Consider the following 16,847-nt stretch of genomic DNA (forward strand, 5'->3'; position numbering starts at 1 on the left):
GGGAGGGCCCTGACATCGAGCGAGGCGACGCGCCTACGCCGGGGCGCCGCCCCTTCCCCTGCCCCGGGGCGACTTGTCCCCGGGCAGCGCCAGTTCGATCTCTTCCCGCAGCTCCTGGATCTTCGGGTAGCCGGCGTACTGGGCGGTGAGCCGGTACATCTGACGCAGCCGGTCCCAGGTGCGCTGGGAGGAGTTGGACCCCATGGACACCAGGGCCAGCCGCGCGTACCGGTCCGCCTGCTCGGGGTCGTCGGCGATGAAGCAGGCGGAGGCCATCGACAGGTAGTCGAAGATCTTCGACCGCTGACGGCCGTCGATCCGCAGGGCGAGTGCCTTCTCCGCGTAGTGCTGCGCGTGCGCGGCGGCCCCCGGCTCGAACTCGGCGAGTGTCCGGTAGGCCAGGGCCTGCATGCCGTACAGGTCCTCCTCCTTGAAGGTCTGCATCCAGTCCGGCGGCGGCACGTCCGCCTTGTCGGAGACGAACAGGTCCTCGGCGCGGCCCAGGGTGCGGCGCATCGCCTGGCCCTTGCCCATGGAGGCCTGCGCCCAGGCCTCGATGGTGCAGAGCATGGCCCTTGTCCGCGGCAGCACCTCGTCACCGGACCCGGACGTGGCGAGCTTCATCAGGTCCAGGGCCTCGTCGGGACGGCCGAGGTGGACCATCTGGCGGGCCGCCCGGGAGAGCGCCTCGCCCGCCCGGGGCCGGTCGCCGCCCTCGCGCGCGGCATGGGCGGCGATGACGAAGTACTTCTGGGCCGTGGGTTCCAGGCCGACGTCGTGCGACATCCAACCCGCGAGGACGGCGAGGTTGGCGGCGACGCCCCACAGGCGCCGCTGGAGATGGGGTGGGTGGTGGTAGGCGAGCATGCCGCCCACCTCGTTGAGCTGGCCCACCACGGCCTTGCGCTGGAGACCGCCGCCACGGGCGGCGTCCCACGCGCGGAACACCTCGACCGAGCGCTCCAGTTCGTCCACTTCCTCCGACCCGATGGGGGCGGCCTCGTAGCGGTCGAACCCGGCGGGGTCGGCGTGCAGGGGTTGGCGGAGGTCGGGAGCGTCGGCAGCCAGGGCCGGGTCGGTATGCAACCAGTCGTACATGGCGCTGCTGAGTGCGGAGCCCGCGGCGAGCGCGGCGCCCGCGCCCACCAAGCCGCGTCGGTTGAGCATGAGGTCCATTCCCGTGAATTCGGTGAGGACCGCCGCGGTCCGCTCGGGCGCCCACGGCACTCCGTCGGGATGTTCCTCGCTCCCGCCGCGTGGCCGTTTCCCCGCACGCCCGTGCCTGACCAGACCGAGGTCCTCGATGGTCACGACACGGCCGAGACGCTCGGTGAACAGAACCGCCAGCACCCTCGGCACCGGATCGCGCGGGATCTCTCCCATGTCGATCCACCGCCGTACCCGCGAGGTGTCGGTCGCCAGCTGGGGGTGGCCCAGGGCCGCCGCCTGCCGGTTGACCAGCCTCGCGAGCTCGCCCTTGGACCAGCCGGCCAGGCCGAACAGGTCCGCGAGGCGAGTGTTGGGTTCTCTGCTCACGTCAAGCCCCCAGGTTCTCGGCTGAGTTGACAGTAGCCCCGTGCGGGTTGCCGGGCGACTATTCGCCACCGTTCGCCAGGGTGCGCCAGATGGTGTGCCACGGGCGGACGGGTGTCAGGTAGGAAAGCGCCATCCCGACCTGGTTGCCGCGGGGTCACTCCCCAGGGTGGCCCGGGCGACCGGGCGGGTGGCGCGACGGCTTTCGGAAGGCGTGCCCCGTTGGACGGGCACCGCTCTTCAGGCAGGCACAGCAGGCACACGAAGGGATCTGTCTCGCCCATGTACGCAGCATCGTCCCCCGTGTCCGCTCCGCAGCGTTCGCTTCACCCCCGCCCGGCGACGGGCGGCGGCCCCTACCTCGCCCCCGCGCGCCCGGCGGCCCCGGTGCTCGGGGCGGGCAGGGCGCGGCGCGGCGCGGGACCCGGCACCCAACCCCTCAGCGGACGGATCGACCTGTCCGGCCCTCAGGGCGCGCAACTGCGCACGGCGATCACCTCCGTGCACCGGATCTGCCCGGAGTTCGCTCCGGTGCAGGTGCTGCGCCGCAACGGGCGGTCCGTGCTCCTGGTCGGTACGACCGGGCGCAGCACGGCGGTCGCCAAGTGCTTACTGGACCACTCCCCCGCGTGGGCGGAGCGGATCCGGCACGAGATAGGGGCATACCGCTCGTTCGTCCGGCACCGCCCGCCAGTGCGGGTGCCGAGGCTGATCGCAGCGGATCCGGACAACTGCACGCTGGTGATCGAGCGGATGCCGGGACGGGTGGCGGCGCTGCAGCGGCACCCGCTGGAGGCTCCGCCCCGGGCGGACATCAGGGCCGCGCTCGGCGCGATCTGCCGGCTCAACGCCTGGCGCCCACCGGCCGGCACCTTCGACGCCCCGCTGAACTACGCCGCCCGGATCTCCCGGTACCACGAGCTGGGACTGCTCACCGACCGTGACCTGGGCGACCTGCAGAAGCTGCTGCACGGCCTCGCCCAGACGGCCGGGCGCCACGGCATGGGCCAGTTCTGCCACGGTGACGCGCTGCTGTCCAACATCCTGATGTCACCGGCCGGTCCGGTCCTGGTGGACTGGGAGCACGCGGGCTGGTATCTGCCCGGATACGACCTGGCGACCCTGTGGGCGGTTCTCGGTGAGGCCCCGGTGGCGCGCCGCCAGATCAGCCAGCTCGCCCAGTCGGAGGGACCGGCCGCGCGCGACGCGTTCCTGGTGAACCTGATGCTCGTGCTGACCCGGGAGATCCATATGTACGAGACGGCCGTGCAGCGTTCGATGCATGAATCGGTCCCGGCCGCGCCGACGGCGGCCCACCCGGGTGCCGCGCCGTCCGGCGAGGAGCAGCGGCTGCTGCTGCGGCGGTTGCACGACGACTGCCAGATGGCCCGGCGGGCCGTGCGCGCGGCGGTCGGCACGCGCTGACGGACACGGACGGACAGGACGACGGTCCGCGGTGCACCCTCCAGGGGCACCGCGGACTTTCGTGTGTCCGGGAGGGGGTGGGGGGCCATTGGTGTACACCACCGACGCCGCGCCGGTCCGTGAGCCGCCGCCACGAAACTCGCCCGACCCCTCACTGACGAGGTGAATCGCAGGAGTGACGGCATGATTGACGGATCGTCGGACCGCCGGGTACCACTGACGCACGCTCGGCCCCGCACGTCCCGCCACGCCCGACCGTCACAGGAGGCCGCTTTGCGAGGATCCCCCACCGTGCCCGCGCTGGCCACGGCGGCACTGCTGCTGCCGCTGCTCGGTGCGGCGCCGTCCGCCGCCGGACCGTCCGCCGCACCGCCCGCCCCGGACCGCCTCCAGCGGGCGTTCGCCGCCGCGGCGGCCGAGTACCACGTGCCGCAGAGCGTCCTGCTCGGCGTCTCTTACCTCCAGTCACGCTGGGACGCGCACGGCGGTGCGCCGAGCGTGACCGGCGGTTACGGCCCGATGCACCTCACCGACGCCCGCACGGCGCTGGCCGGGGCGTCCCACCACGGCGCGGGCGCCGAGGATCCGCGCGGCGACGACGCCCGCGCCCCGCTGCGCCCGGCGGCCGCGACCGTGCGGCCCACCGACCTGCCGGCCCGGCTGACCACGCTGCCGAAGGCGGCGGAGCTGACGGGGCTGAGCCCCGCGGTGCTGCGCACCGATCCGGCCGCGAACGTGGCCGGCGGCGCCGCGCTGCTCGCCGCCGCCCAGCGGGCCGCGGGCGAGCCGCTCAGCGCGGACCCGGCGGACTGGTACGGGGCGGTGGCCCGCTTCTCGGGCGCGGAGGACTCCGCGACGGCGGCGGCGTACGCGAACGACGTGTACGCGGTGATCCGCACCGGCCAGCGGCGGACCACGGACGCCGGACAGCGGGTCGCGCTGACCGCCCGCCCCGACGTGGCGCCCGACACCGCGCAGCTGGGCCGCACCGGGCTGCGCGCCGCCAGGGCGGACGGTACCGAGTGCCCGGCGTCGGTGTCGTGCGAGTGGGTCCCGGCGCCGTACAAGGAGTTCGGGGACGGCGACTACGGCAACCACGACCTGGGGAACCGGCCCGCATCGCAGCGCATCCGGTACATCGTCGTGCACGACACGGAGGGCACCTGGAACGGGGTCCTCAAGATGGTGCAGGACCCGGCCTACGTCTCCTGGAACTACACCCTCCGCTCCACCGACGGCCACATCGCCCAGCACGTGAAGGCGAAGGACGTGGCCTGGCACGCGGGCAACTGGTACGTCAACTCGACGTCCATCGGTCTGGAGCACGAGGGTTTCCTGGCGGAGCCGGACGCCTGGTACACGGAGGCGATGTACCGTTCGTCGGCGCGGCTGGTGAAGTACCTGGCCGAGAAGTACGACGTCCCGCTGGACCGGCAGCACATCCTCGGCCACGACAACGTCCCCGGCACGAGCACCGCCACGATCCCGGGCATGCACACCGATCCCGGCCCCTACTGGGACTGGCGGCACTACTTCCAGCTGCTCGGCCGCCCCTTCGAGCCGACCGCCGGCAAGGAGTCCGGCCTGGTGACGATCCGCCCCGACTACGCCGCCAACCGCCCGGAGTACACCGGCTGCGAGACGGCGGGCGAGCCCTGCGCGGCGCACGGCTCCAGCGAGGTGCGGCTGTACTCCGACCACGATGTGAAGGCGCCGCTGATCAGGGACATCGGCCTGGGCACCGCCCCGACGACCGGGGTGAACGACCTGTCGTCCCGGGCCTCCACGGGCCAGCAGTACGCGGTGGCCGACCGGTGGGGCGACTGGACGGCCATCTGGTACCTGGGGCAGAAGGCCTGGTTCCACAACCCGGACAAGCACCCGGCGGCGGTGCCCGCCTCGGGCCGGGTGGTCACACCGCGGAAGGGTCTGGAGAGCGTCCCGGTGTACGGGCGCGCGTACCCGGAGAAGGCCGCCTATCCGGCGGGCGTGCCCGCCCAGGCCGTGTCACCGCTGCCGTACACCCTGCGCGAGGGGCAGAAGTACGTCGTCGGTGAGAAGGTGCCGGGCGAGTACTACTACGCGGTCACCTTCGACGAGGCCTCCCACCGGGTGGTGGTCGGTGAGGACCTGTACTACGAGATCCAGTACGGCCACCGGGTGGCGTATGTGCGCGCCGCCGACGTCACACTCACGACCACGGCGGGGTAGCCGGTCAGCCCTGCTGGAAGAGCTCCGCCGGGAGCGGCTTCAGCAGGGCGTACAGGTCGTCGGTGATGGGACGGTCCCAGGCGGCGATGGTCACCAGGACGCCGTCGCTGCGGTCGAACTGCACGCAGGAGATCCGGCTCTCCGAGAGCTTGAGGCGGCGCACGATCAGCAGGTTGTCGCCCTGCATCACCGGCACGTCCTCGGCGCCGACGACCGTGACCTCCTCGTCGTTCTCCAGGGCGAGCAGCAGCTGGCCCACCTCGAACGGGATCTCTCCCTCGGGGACCTCGCGGGCCGGGGAGCCCGTCGGCAGGTTGCCGATGATCATCGCGGGGCCGCGGCCGCCGAACAGGTCGTAACGCAGGAAGACGCCCTGACAGCTGCCGTCGGGCGCGGGCAGCAGCCCGGCGCCCAGGTTCCCGGGCCAGTCGCCCGGGTCCATGGCCAGTACGTCGAAGTCGGGCCCGGCGGGCGTTGCGCTGCGGCGGCGGAGGAACGACATGCCGCCATGGTACGTGGCCGGACCGCCCGAACGGCGTGCGGGCGGCTGCCCGGCCGGGCTACGCGGTCCGCTTGTGCCGTTCGTGGTGGCGGGCCACCCGGGCCCGGTTGCCGCAGGACGGCTTGCACCACTCCTGGCGGGGGTGTTCCTTGAGGAAGTACCGCACGCAGCGCGGTGCGTGGCAGGCGCGCAGCCGCTGACGGTCGGGGCCGGTCAGGAAGGCGATCACGGCCTGTGCCAGGAGCGCCGCGAGGTCGGACCGGCCGCCCTGCGCGGGCTCGGTGCGTGCGACGGGTCCGCCGGTGCCGGCCCAGTACAGGACGGGGACGGTGGGGGTGCGCGCGGCTGCCGCGTTCAGGCGCCGCAGGGCTTCGGGGACGGGCAGCAGACGGGCGGCGTCGGCGGGACTCGGTTCGCCGGGGCGTACGGCCCGCGCGAAGAGGGCGCGGGCGGCGGCCCGCACCTCGCGGACGGCGGTCAGGACCGGTTCGTCGGCGGTGAAACGCGCGGCGTCCGGCACGGTGTCGGGCCGGGCCCGGACCCAGGCGTCGAGCCGCGGGAGATCGATCAGGTCGTCGACGACCTCGCCGTGCCCGTCGTGCCGGACGGTCAGCACGAGGTCGAGGGCGATCCGGGTGTCCCTGCTGGGCGAGTCCTGCATGGGCCCGATGATAGGCACGCCGGATTCCGTCGGAGGCCCGGTGCGCCACGCCTCGGCCGCCCGCCCGCGGGACCGCCGGCGGACACGACGAACGCGGGCCTGGGCGGCTCCGGGCCCGCCCGTCGCCGGAGCCCCGCCGTGCGCCACCCGCCCGGGGACGCCCCTCGGCGGCACCTACGAACGGGGCCGGCGTACGGGACCGAGCCCGTCGTCCGGGCGGGCCGGCGGACGGCGGCGGCGTCCCGCCGGCCGGTGCCCGCCTCCGGGAGCGACGCGCGGGCCGTCCCGCCGACGCGACCGGGCCGGCGATACCACCACGACCGGAGCCGCCGCGTGCGTCAGGACGGCGTGACGGAGCCCGTCGTCCCGGCGAGGGCCGGCGGACGGCGGCAGTGTCCCGTGGTGGCCGACGCGGGGGCAACGCGCGGGCCGTCCCGCCGACGCGGGGGTGTGCGGCCGCCGCCCCGGGTGTCCCCCGGCGGAACCGCCCCGCACGCGACCGCCTCACTCCTCCGGCGGTGCCGGCGGGACCACCGCGACCGGGGCCGCCGCGTGCATCAGGACGGCGTGCGTGACGGAGCCCATCATGCGGGCGGGGGCCAGGAGGCGGCGGCGGTGGCGGCCGACGACGACCAGTTCGGCGTCCCGCGAGGCCGCGACCAGGTGTCCGGCGGCGTCGCCGGGCACGACGTACGGCTCGGCCCGGACTCCGGGGTGGCGGCCCCGGTGGGGGGCGAGGAAACCGTCGGCGAGGACCCGGGTCTCGCTCTCCACGGAGACCTCGTCGATCACCAGGGGCATCATCTGGCCCGCGGCGGCCCAGGTCTGCACCGGCCACGGGTAGGCGGCGACCACCTGCAGGCGGGCGCCGCGCAGCTCGGCCTCGGTGAAGGCGAAGTCCAGCGTGGCGTCGTCGGGGCTGTCCACGTGCAGGCCGACCACCACCCGGGGTCCGGGTCCGGCCTGCTCCGCGCCGTGGACCTCACGCCCGGGGCGCGGCACCACGACGACGGGGCACTCGGCGTCGCGGGCGGCGGCGAGGCCGTTGGAGCCGAGCAGCAGGCTGGCGAAGCCGCCGCGGCCCCGGGAGCCGAGCACCAGCGCCTGGGCGTCGGCGCCCAGTTGCGGCAGCACGGCGCCCGGCACGCCCTCCATGGCGACGAACTCCGTCGCCACCGCGAAGGACCGCCCCTGGAGGTGGGCGCGGGCCTGTTCGAGCACCGGGTCCTCACCCGTGTCCGGCGGGCCCGCCACCAGGACGTCGGCCTGCGCCCAGGGGGCGTACTGGCGCACGTGCACCACCCGCAGCGGAGCCTCGCGCCGGTGGGCGGCGTCGAGGGCCCAGTCCAGGGCGCGCAGGCTGTCGTCCGAACCGTCGACCGCCGCGACGACCGGCAGGCTGGTGCTCATGGGTTCCTCACTCCGGTGTACGACCTTTCCCGTCCTGGCGTCAGCGTCGCTCAGGCGTCGGCCCCTCGGGGGCGCTCATGGTCGCGTGTCCGGAAAAACGGGCGGAACACCCCCGGTTCGGCCGGACGGACCGGCCGAGCACGCCCCGGTCCGGTCATCTCCCCGGCCGGTGGTTCACGTGAGGTCGAACTCCCCTTCCCGCGCTCCCGACACGAACGCGCCCCACTCCGCGGGGGTGAAGATCAGGGAGGGGCTGTGCGGGCTGCCGCTGTTCCGCATCGCGATGAACCCCTCGACAAAGGCGATCTGGACATCCCCCAGGCCCCGGCTGCTGGACTGCCACTGCGCGTTGCTGAGATCCAGCTCCGGCTTGTCCCAGCCCCTGAGTGTGCGCTGGTGGGTGGTGCTCTCGGCCACGTCCGTGCTCCTCCCGATTCGTCGTCCGCGGGCCAGCCTAGCGATCCGGCCCGACCGCCGACAGGCCACGTGGTGAAGGTCGGCATGGCTGTGATCCTGACCGCCCGCCGCGGTGTCCGCACCGCAGGTGCGGGGTCACGGGGCGGTGAACCGGTCCCGCAGCTCCCGCTTGAGGATCTTCCCGCTGGCGTTGCGGGGCAGCGTGTCCACGAACAGGACCCGTTTCGGTGCCTTGAACGCGGTGAGCTTCTCGCGGACGTGGGCGATCAGTTCGTCCTCGGTGACCCCCGTCCGCGGGACGACGACCGCCGTGACGGACTCGATCCACCGCTCGTCGGGCAGGCCGACGACGGCGGCCTCGGCGACGGCCTCGTGGGTGTAGAGGGCGTCCTCCACCTGGCGGGAGGCGACCAGTACGCCACCGGAGTTGATGACGTCCTTGACCCGGTCGACGATCGTGAAGTAGCCGCCCGCGTCCCGCACGGCGAGGTCGCCGGAGTGGAACCAGCCGTCGCGGAAGGCCGCTTCCGTCTCCTCGGGCTTGTCCCAGTAGCCCTCGCACAGCTGCGGTGAGCGGTAGACGACCTCGCCGGGGGTGCCGTCGGGCGCGTCCTCGCCGTTCTCGTCGACCACCCGGGCCTCGACGAAGAGGACGGGCCGGCCGCAGGAGTCCATCCGGCCCTCGTGCTCGTCCGGGCCCAGGACGGTGGCGAGGGGGCCGATCTCGCTCTGTCCGAAGCAGTTGTAGAAGGCCAGGTGCAGGAGGCGTGCGCGCAGCCGATCCAGGACGGGCACCGGCATGACCGACGCGCCGTAGTAGGCCTTGCGCAGGCCTCCGAGGTCGCGGGTGGCGAAGTCGGCGCGGTTCGCGAGGGCGATCCACACCGTGGGCGGGGCGAACAGGCTGTCCACCCGGCCGGCTTCGATCAGGTCGAGGAGCCGGTCGCCGTCGGGTGCGTCGAGGACGGTGTTCGTCGCGCCGATCGCGAGGTAGGGCAGCAGGAAGACGTGCATCTGCGCCGAGTGGTAGAGCGGGAGCGCGTGCACGGGGCGGTCGCCCGCGCCGAGGTCCAGGGCGGTGATGGCGCTCAGGTACTCGTGCACCAGCGCCCGGTGGGTCATCATCGCGCCCTTGGGCTGTGCGGTGGTGCCCGAGGTGTAGAGCAGCTGCACCAGGTTCTCGCCGCCCGGCTCGGGGCCGTCGTACGCGGGCGCCGTGGCCAGCAGGGCGAGGAGCGAGTCGCCGGTGTCGCGCAGGGCCAGCGCGCGGACGTCGCCGGGGAGCCGTGCGGCGAGGCCGGGGTCGGTGAGGACCAGCCTGCTGCCGGACTGGCCGACGACGTAGGCCAGGTCGTCGCCGGTCAGGTTCTGGTTGACCGGGACGTGCACCAGGCCCGCGCGGGCGCAGGCCAGGAAGGCGATCAGGTAGGCGTCGGAGTTGTGCCCGTAGGCGCCGACCCGGTCTCCCGGGGTCAGTCCCCGCTCCAGCAGGACGCTCGCGGCGCGGGAGACGGCGGTGTCGAGCTCCCCGTACGTCCAGGAGCGGTCGCGGTACTCCACCGCGACGCGCGTCGGCGTACGTCGGGCGCTGCGCCGCAGCATCCCGTCGACCGTGCTGCCGTGTCCGGGCGTCATGACCTGATCCTCGGCCGGTCGGCGGGGTGGGTCAAGGCACGTGCGCGCGGGTCGTGGCGGGCGGAGCCGGGACCGCGCGCCGTGGGGCCGCGCGAGTCGGCCGTCGGCGGCGGGCGGCGGGAGCGGCCACCGCCCCCGTGCGGCCGTCACGGCGCGACCGCGCGCACGACGGCCACCGCGCGACCCATTGACACGCCCCGTCGCTGACAGGAAAGTTTCACTCCGCACGGCGATCCGGGAAAGATACTTTCAGCTTCGGTGGCGGGAGACCCTTCGATGGCCGGACAGGTGACGAGCGGATTCACTCGGCGGCGACTCGGCGCCGGCGCCCTGGCCCTGGGCGGCGCCCTGGCCATCGCCCCGTTCGCGGCCGGCCCCGCCGAGGCCGTCGCGGACGGGGGCCGCCGCCCGACTCTGCGGCGTGGATCCGCCGAGCGCGCCGGACTGCTCCCCGGACACCTGCGGCAACTCGTCACCGACGCCGAGGCGTTCCTCGGCCCCTCCCCCAGGCACCCGTGGTACGCCGGTGCCGTGCTGCTCGCCGGCCGGGGCGGCACGGTGGCGCTGCACGAACCGATCGGCATGGCGGTGCGCTACCGGGCCTACGACGAGGAGACCGACACCGGCGTCGAGTTCCCTGCCGCGGAGCAGATACCCATGGCCGAGGACACCGTCTTCGACCTCGCGTCGATCTCCAAGCTGTTCACCTCGATCCTCGCCGTGCAGCAGCTGGAGCGGGGCGCGCTGGAGCTGGCGGCGCCGGTCGCCGCGTACCTGCCCGGCTTCGGCCGTGCGGGCAAGCAGGGCATGACCGTCCGTCACCTGCTGACGCACACCTCGGGGTTCCGGGCGTGGGTCCCGCTGTACAGCGCGCCGACCCACGAGGAGAAGGTGCGGCTCCTCTTCGACGAGGCGCCGGTCAGCCCGCCCGGCACCGCGTACCTCTACTCGGACCTCAACATGATCTCGCTCCAGCTGGTGCTGGAGAAGGTCACCGGTCGCACCCTGGACGTCCTGCTGCGCGACGAGATCACCGCCCCGCTCGGTCTCGACCGCACCCGCTACAACCCGCCCGCCTCCTGGAGGCCACGGATCGCCGCCACGGAGGACGCGCGCAAGCCCTGGTCCGGCCTCGACCGCGGCCTGGTGTGGGGCGAGGTGCACGACGAGAACGCCTTCAGCCTCGGCGGTGTCGCGGGCCACGCGGGGGTGTTCTCCTGCGCCTGGGACCTGGCGGTGCTCGGCCGTACGCTGCTCAACGGCGGTTCCTACGGCCGGGCGCGCATCCTGCGGCCGGAGTCGGTGGAGCTGATGTTCACCGACTTCAACACCGACTTCCCCGGCGACGAGCACGGCCTCGGCTTCGAGCTGTACCAGCACTGGTACATGGGCGCCATGGCCACCCCGCGCACGGCCGGGCACACCGGCTTCACGGGTACCTCGCTGGTGCTCGACCCGACGACCGACTCGTTCCTCGTCGTCCTGGGCAACTCCGTCCACCCGGTGCGCGCCTGGCGCTCCGGTTCGGCGCCCCGGGTGGCGGCCGGGACCAGCATGGCGCGGGCCGTCGCGGTCCGCCCCGCGCACGGGCGTACCGCGTGGTTCTCCGGAACGGCGGGGTCGGCGACGGCGACGCTCACCCTTCCCGCGCTGGACACGTCCGCCGGCGGGGCGCGGCTGGGCTGCGCGCTGTGGTGGGACACCGAGCCCGGGGCGGACGCGGTCGTCCTGGAGGCCACGACCGACGGCGGCGCCACCTGGCGGCCCGTCCCGTTCACGACCACGCGCCACGGCGAGGCACCGCGGGACCACCCGGCGGGTTCGGCCACCGGCTGGTCGGGCCGGGTCTGGCACCGGCTGACGGCGGACCTCCCGGCCGCCCACGGGCTCACGCTGCGCTGGCGGTACACCACCGACCGGCTGTACGTGGGCCGCGGGGTCTACGTGGACGGGGTGCGCGCCGAGTCGGCCGACGGCGTCCTGTTCCACGACGCCCGGCCAGCGGACGCGGCACGGATCGAGGCGGTGGGGTGGACGGCGTCGGCCGACTAGAGGGGTGGGCGCCTGGTGCGCCGCTAGCCCTTGAAGACGGCCTTCTGCACTTCGTTGGGCCCGTCGAAGCTGTTCTCCTTGAGACCGTCGAGACGGCTCACGACCTTGTCGTCGGCCTTGTTCTTGCGGGCGCACTCGACGAGCGACTTCTTGTCCGCCGGGTAGTCCATGCCGCTGAGCGCCTTCTGCAGGTCGATGGGGCTGAGTTCCGCCATGACAGGCTCCTTGCCGTACTGGTCGCGTATACGGAATATCCGTTATGTCGCGGTACCCAGCCCCGTACGACGCATGCGTCCGTCAGCGCTCCGTCTGTTCCAGTACCGCCATCGCCGCGTTGTGCCCCGGGATTCCGCTCACCCCTCCGCCACGCACCGCGCCCGCCCCGCACAGCAGTACGTTCGCCCGTCCGGTCTCCACGCCCCAGCGGCCGGTGCCTTCCTGGGCGTGGGGCCAGGACAGTGCCCGGTGGAAGATGTTGCCGCCGGGCAGGCGCAGATCGCGTTCCAGGTCGAGCGGTGACCTGGCCTCGACGCAGGGCCGTCCTTCGGCGTCGGTCGCCAGGCAGTCCGCGAGGGGCTCGGCCAGGTGGGCGTCGAGCTGGGCGAGGGTGGACCTGAGCAGTTCCTCACGGACCGCGTCGTTGTCCCCGGCGAAGAGGCGGGCGGGCGTGTGCAGGCCGAACAGGGTGAGCGTGTGCGTTCCCCGGTGTGCGAGGTCCGGGCCGAGGATCGTGGGGTCGGCCAGCGAGTGGCAGTAGATCTCGCAGGGCGGGGCGGCGGGCGGTTCGCCGGCCGCCGCCCGGGCGTACGCGGTGGCGAGCTGCTCGTAGCCCTCCGCGATGTGGAAGGTTCCGGCGAAGGCCTCCCGCGGGTCGGCGGCGGGGTCGCGCAGCGCCGGCAACCGCGTCAGCAGCATGTTGACCTTGAGCTGGGCGCCCTCGGCGGGCGGGGGCGGTGGAGCACCGGTCAGCGCCGCCAGTTCCTGCGGGGAGGCGTTCACCAGGACGTGTCGCGCGGCGGCGACGCCCTCGCCGTCGGCCGAACGGTAGGTGACCTCGGCCGCTCGCCCGTCCGTCTCGATCCGTACCGCCTCGTGCCCGGTGGCGAGCACGGCTCCCGCCGCGCGTGCCGCGCCGGCCAGGGCGTCGGTGAGGGCGCCCATGCCGCCGACCGGCACGTCCCACGCGCCGGTGCCACCGCCGATCACGTGGTACAGGAAGCAGCGGTTCTGGGTCAGGGAGGGGTCGTGGGCGTCGGCGAAGGTGCCGATCAGCGCGTCGGTGAGGACCACACCCCGTACCAGGTCGTCCGCGAAGTGCTCCTCGATCGTGCCACCGATCGGCTCCTCGAACAGGGCCCGCCAGGCCGCCTCGTCGTCGATCCGGCGGCGCAGCTCCTCCCGGGTGGGCAACGGTTCGGTGAGGGTCGGGAAGACCCGCCGGGCGACATGGCCGGTCATGCCGTAGAACCGCTGCCAGGCCGCGTACTCCCGCTGCGAGCCGGTGAGCCGGGCGAACGACTCCCGGGTACGCCGCTCGCCCCCGCCGACGAGAAGACCGGTGGGCCGGCCGTCCCGTTCGACGGGCGTGTACGAGGAGACGGTGCGCCCGCGCACCCGGAAGTCCAGGTCCAGGTCCCGCACGATCTTCTTCGGCAAGAGACTGACCAGGTACGAGTACCGCGACAGCCGCGCGTCGACGCCGGTGAACGGTCGGGTGGACACGGCCGCGCCCCCGGTGTGGTCCAGCCGTTCCAGCACCAGCACCGAGCGGCCGGCGCGGGCCAGGTAGGCGGCGGCGACCAGGCCGTTGTGGCCGCCGCCGACCACGACGGCGTCGTACCTGCGGGGTGCGGGCGCGGTGGGCGGGGTCATGGCTCTTGGTAGCACGACGTGATCCGGGGCGGCCAGCCCACTGCGACACCCGGTTCGCGAGGCCGACGCCTTCCCGGCGCGGCGCGGACCGCACCGCGTCCCCGACCGGCCCGGCCCGGGCCGGGCTCAGCGTGCTGCCGCTCCGCGGAGGGCCGCCATCCTGCGGTAGAGCTCCACGGCTTCGGCGCCGCGGCCGAGTTGTTCCAGGCAGTGGGCCTCGTCGTCGCGGCCGGCGAGGGTGTCGGGATGCTCCGGGCCCAGGACGCGTTCGCGGGCGGCGGCGACCGCGCGGTACTCGGCGAGGGCGGCGGACCAGCGGCCCAGCCAGCCGAGGCCGACGGCGACCTCACGGCGGCTGACCAGGGTGTCCGGGTGGTCGGGACCGAGGACCCGTGCCCGGATCGCGCACACCTCGCGGGCCTCGGCGAGCGCCTCCGCCCAGCGGCCGAGCCGCCCGAGGTTGACGCCCAGGCCGTGCCGGGCGCGCAGCGTCTCGGGGTGCTCGGCGCCCTGGACGCGGGTGCGATCGCCGATCAGCTCGTCGTACAGCGTCAGCGCTTCGGCGCTGCGCCCGAGGCGGCCCAGGCTGATGCCGATCTCGTAGCGCGCGGCGAGGGTGTCGGGGTGGTCCGGGCCGAGCGCCCTCTCCCGGGCCTCGGCGACCTCGCGGTAGGTGGCGAGGGCCTCCTGCCAGCGGCCCATCCGGCCGAGCTCGTAGGCCACCTCGTAGCGGGTGACCAGGGTGTCGGGGTGGTCGGGGCCGAGTACGCGGGCGCGGACGGCGGCCACCTCGCGGGCCATGCGGTGGGCGTCCTCGGGGCGGCCGAGCCTGCCGAGGTTGAAGGCGAGGTTGTGGCGGCAGCGCAGGGTGTCGGGGTGGTCGGCGCCCATGGTGCGCTCGCGGGCGGCGAGGACCGAGGCGTAGACCTGGTGGGCGTCGGCGTGCCGGCCCAGCCGGCCCAGGACGTACGCCATCTCCTGGCGGACGGCGAGCGTGTCGGCGTGGTCGGGGCCCAGCACCCGGATCCTGGCCCCGGCGACGCGCTTGTACGCGCGCAGCGCCTCGGCGGCGTGCCCGGTGCGGCTGAGGGTGAAGGCGACCTCGTACCGGCTGGCGAGCGTGTCCGGGTGCTCGGGACCGAGCAGGCGCTCGCGTTCGGCGGCCACCGCGCGGTGCACCTCCCCGGCCTCCTCCCAGCGGCCGAGCCGTCCCAGGCTCAGCCCCGCGTTGTGCCGCCCGGTCAGCAAGGCGACCGCCTCCGGCTCCGGGTCGGTCCGCTCGTCGGCGACGGGTGCGGCGGCCTCGTCGCCGGTGGGCCGCGGGCTCCACACGCCGGACAGGCCCGCCCCGGGCGCCGGGGGCGTGGAGCGAGGACCGGGGCCGGTCGCCTTGGGGCCGGTGGTCATGCCGCGGGTCCAGGAGGGCGGCGCGACCCGGCCCCCGACCGACCCGGGCGCCGCCGCGGTCGGCGCGTGCCCCGGTGCCGTGCGACCGGCCGTGATGCGGCGGACCAGTTCGCGGGCGTCGTCCGGGCGCTGCTCGGGCCGCTTGGCCAGCAGGTCCAGGATGATCCTGTCCAGGTAGCCGGGCAGCTCGGCGCGGTGGGCGCGCGGCGGCGCGGGCGCGGTGTCGCGGTGGCCGACGAGGATCGCCCAGGCGTCGTCGAGGTCGAACGGCGGGACCCCGGTGGCGATCTCGTAGAGCACGCAGCCGAGCGAGTACAGGTCGCTGCGCAGGTCGACCTCGTCGCCGCCGATCTGCTCCGGCGACATGTAGTGCGGGGTGCCCATGGCGATGCCCGTGCCGGTCAGGCGGGCGGTGAACCCGACGTCGTGGCCGAGCCGGGCGATGCCGAAGTCGCAGATCTTCACGGTGCCGTCGGCGAGCCGCACGATGTTCGCGGGCTTCAGGTCGCGGTGCACGATGCCCTGGTCGTGGGTGTAGGCGAGCGCGGCGGCGACCTGTTCGGCGATGTCGAGGACGTCGGGAACCGGCAGCGGATGGTGCTTGTTGTCCTCCAGCAGCCTGCTCAGGTCTCGGCCCTCCAGCAGCTCCATGACCAGGAAGAGCACACCGTCCCACTCACCGAAGTCGTGGACGACGGTCACCCCGCGGTGCTGGAGCGCGGCGGCCACCCGCGCCTCGCGCCGGAACCGCTCCCGCAGGACGCGGGTGAACGACTGGTCCTCCTGCGCGCCCAGCGGCTTCAGGCACTTGACGGCGACGCGCCGGCCCAGCGACTCGTCCCGGGCCCGCCACACCTCGCCCATGCCACCGCGCCCGATGCGCTCGAGCAGCCGGTACCGGCCCTGGATCAGCGTGCTGTCCCCCATGACTGCGCCCGCCCCCGTGGTTCCGCTCGCCCTGCCCTCCCCCTGCCCGGTCAGTATGGCGGCTCGTCGTCCGGGTGTGTACGGTGCCGGGCGCGCGCCCGGACCGAGCCGTGCCACGGCGCGCAGGATGTGTTGGGGCGGCAGTTGCAGGCGAGGACGTGCGGGAACCGCGCGCAGGAGGGCGCCGGTGGACCGCAGCCGCCGGGTGACGGTCGCGGGTGCGGGGGCCGGTCCGCCGTAGAGCTCGTGCGCGTACGGCGGTAGGGAGGCGTACGCCAGATGTGCCACCCGCCGCCACAGCGGTACACGTGCCGGGACCAGGAGGGGGTGGACCGGGGGACGAATCCGGAGCGGCGCAGGACGTGCGGCCGTCATACCGGCAGGCCAACACTCCGCGCCCGGCGGACACAGGGCCTCAGCGCAGGGTGGCGAGGAACTCTCCACAGGCCCGGGCGCAGGCACGGCAGGCCTCCGCGCTCTCCTCGGCGCCCGGCTGCGCGTCGAAGACGTGCGCGCTCTCGAGGCACACCTGCCGGCACCAGTCCAGCTGGACGCGGATCGCGGCCTCGTCCGCCTGGTTCTGTTCGGACAGCACCCGGCAGGTCGCGTCGCAGACCTCCGCGCACATGATGCCCGTGCGGCGTACGAGCTCCTGGTTCTCGGTCCCGTCCGGGTCCACGAGGCTCGCCCGCAGCGCGCACGCCCGCGCGCACTCGGTGCACGCCTGCGCGCAGGCGAAGCGGTCCTCCAGGAAGCGGAACAGTTCCTGCTGGGAAGTCGTCGATGTCACACCGC

At 74.3% G+C, this 16,847-nt stretch carries 13 protein-coding genes; 3 read left to right on the top strand and 10 right to left on the bottom strand.

All coding sequences use genetic code 11. From position 1 onward, the window contains the following. Positions 1–33: 33 nt before the first annotated feature. A complete protein-coding gene (locus KUM32_RS02110; protein WP_217140023.1) occupies positions 34–1,536 on the bottom strand; it encodes a hypothetical protein in 1,503 nt (500 codons plus the stop codon). 279 nt (positions 1,537–1,815) lie between these two features. On the opposite strand from KUM32_RS02110, the gene KUM32_RS02115 reads away from it, so the two are divergent. Continuing rightward, entirely contained in the window at positions 1,816–2,958 is a 1,143-nt protein-coding gene (locus KUM32_RS02115; protein WP_217140024.1) for an aminoglycoside phosphotransferase family protein, read from the top strand. 291 nt (positions 2,959–3,249) lie between these two features. After that, positions 3,250–5,169 carry an N-acetylmuramoyl-L-alanine amidase gene (locus KUM32_RS02120; protein ID WP_308408567.1) on the top strand — a complete coding sequence of 640 codons (1,920 nt, stop codon included), beginning with the start codon at positions 3,250–3,252 and terminating at the stop codon, positions 5,167–5,169. A gap of 4 nt (positions 5,170–5,173) precedes the next feature. Here the strand turns inward: KUM32_RS02120 and KUM32_RS02125 are convergent, their stop codons facing one another. The 5 genes from KUM32_RS02125 to KUM32_RS02145 all read right to left on the bottom strand — a co-directional run bounded on the left by KUM32_RS02125 (position 5,174) and on the right by KUM32_RS02145 (position 9,794). Next, positions 5,174–5,671 (bottom strand): hypothetical protein, encoded by a 498-nt coding sequence (locus KUM32_RS02125; RefSeq protein ID WP_217140026.1) that lies wholly within the window; start codon positions 5,669–5,671, stop codon positions 5,174–5,176. Between the two features lie 58 nt (positions 5,672–5,729). Continuing rightward, positions 5,730–6,332 (bottom strand): ABATE domain-containing protein, encoded by a 603-nt coding sequence (locus tag KUM32_RS02130; protein ID WP_217140027.1) that lies wholly within the window; start codon positions 6,330–6,332, stop codon positions 5,730–5,732. 504 nt (positions 6,333–6,836) lie between these two features. Then, complete coding sequence (locus tag KUM32_RS02135; protein WP_217140028.1) at positions 6,837–7,742, bottom strand: universal stress protein; 906 nt, start codon at positions 7,740–7,742, stop codon at positions 6,837–6,839. 174 nt (positions 7,743–7,916) lie between these two features. After that, positions 7,917–8,159, bottom strand: coding sequence for a DUF397 domain-containing protein (locus tag KUM32_RS02140; RefSeq protein WP_217140029.1), 243 nt, complete (start codon positions 8,157–8,159; stop codon positions 7,917–7,919). Between the two features lie 135 nt (positions 8,160–8,294). Then, positions 8,295–9,794, bottom strand: coding sequence for an acyl-CoA synthetase (locus KUM32_RS02145; RefSeq protein WP_217140030.1), 1,500 nt, complete (start codon positions 9,792–9,794; stop codon positions 8,295–8,297). Between the two features lie 276 nt (positions 9,795–10,070). Between KUM32_RS02145 and KUM32_RS02150 the strand changes: the two genes are divergently transcribed. Beyond that, positions 10,071–11,846, top strand: a complete 1,776-nt coding sequence (locus tag KUM32_RS02150; protein ID WP_217140031.1) for a serine hydrolase domain-containing protein — start codon at positions 10,071–10,073, stop codon at positions 11,844–11,846. 23 nt (positions 11,847–11,869) lie between these two features. On the opposite strand, the gene KUM32_RS02155 is transcribed toward KUM32_RS02150, so the two are convergent. The 4 genes from KUM32_RS02155 to KUM32_RS02170 all read right to left on the bottom strand — a co-directional run bounded on the left by KUM32_RS02155 (position 11,870) and on the right by KUM32_RS02170 (position 16,842). Further along, a complete protein-coding gene (locus tag KUM32_RS02155) occupies positions 11,870–12,061 on the bottom strand; it encodes a DUF2795 domain-containing protein (protein WP_217140032.1) in 192 nt (63 codons plus the stop codon). An 82-nt stretch (positions 12,062–12,143) separates the two neighbouring features. After that, the gene (locus KUM32_RS02160) at positions 12,144–13,718 is read right to left on the bottom strand and encodes an NAD(P)/FAD-dependent oxidoreductase (protein WP_217140033.1); all 1,575 of its coding nucleotides are present in this window, start codon (positions 13,716–13,718) and stop codon (positions 12,144–12,146) included. Between the two features lie 126 nt (positions 13,719–13,844). Beyond that, a complete protein-coding gene (locus KUM32_RS02165) occupies positions 13,845–16,052 on the bottom strand; it encodes a serine/threonine-protein kinase (RefSeq protein WP_217140034.1) in 2,208 nt (735 codons plus the stop codon). Positions 16,053–16,467: 415 nt separating this feature from the next. Continuing rightward, positions 16,468–16,842 carry a four-helix bundle copper-binding protein gene (locus tag KUM32_RS02170; protein WP_217140035.1) on the bottom strand — a complete coding sequence of 125 codons (375 nt, stop codon included), beginning with the start codon at positions 16,840–16,842 and terminating at the stop codon, positions 16,468–16,470. Positions 16,843–16,847: the final 5 nt, after the last annotated feature.

Source organism: Streptomyces sp. AC627_RSS907, assembly GCF_019049165.1.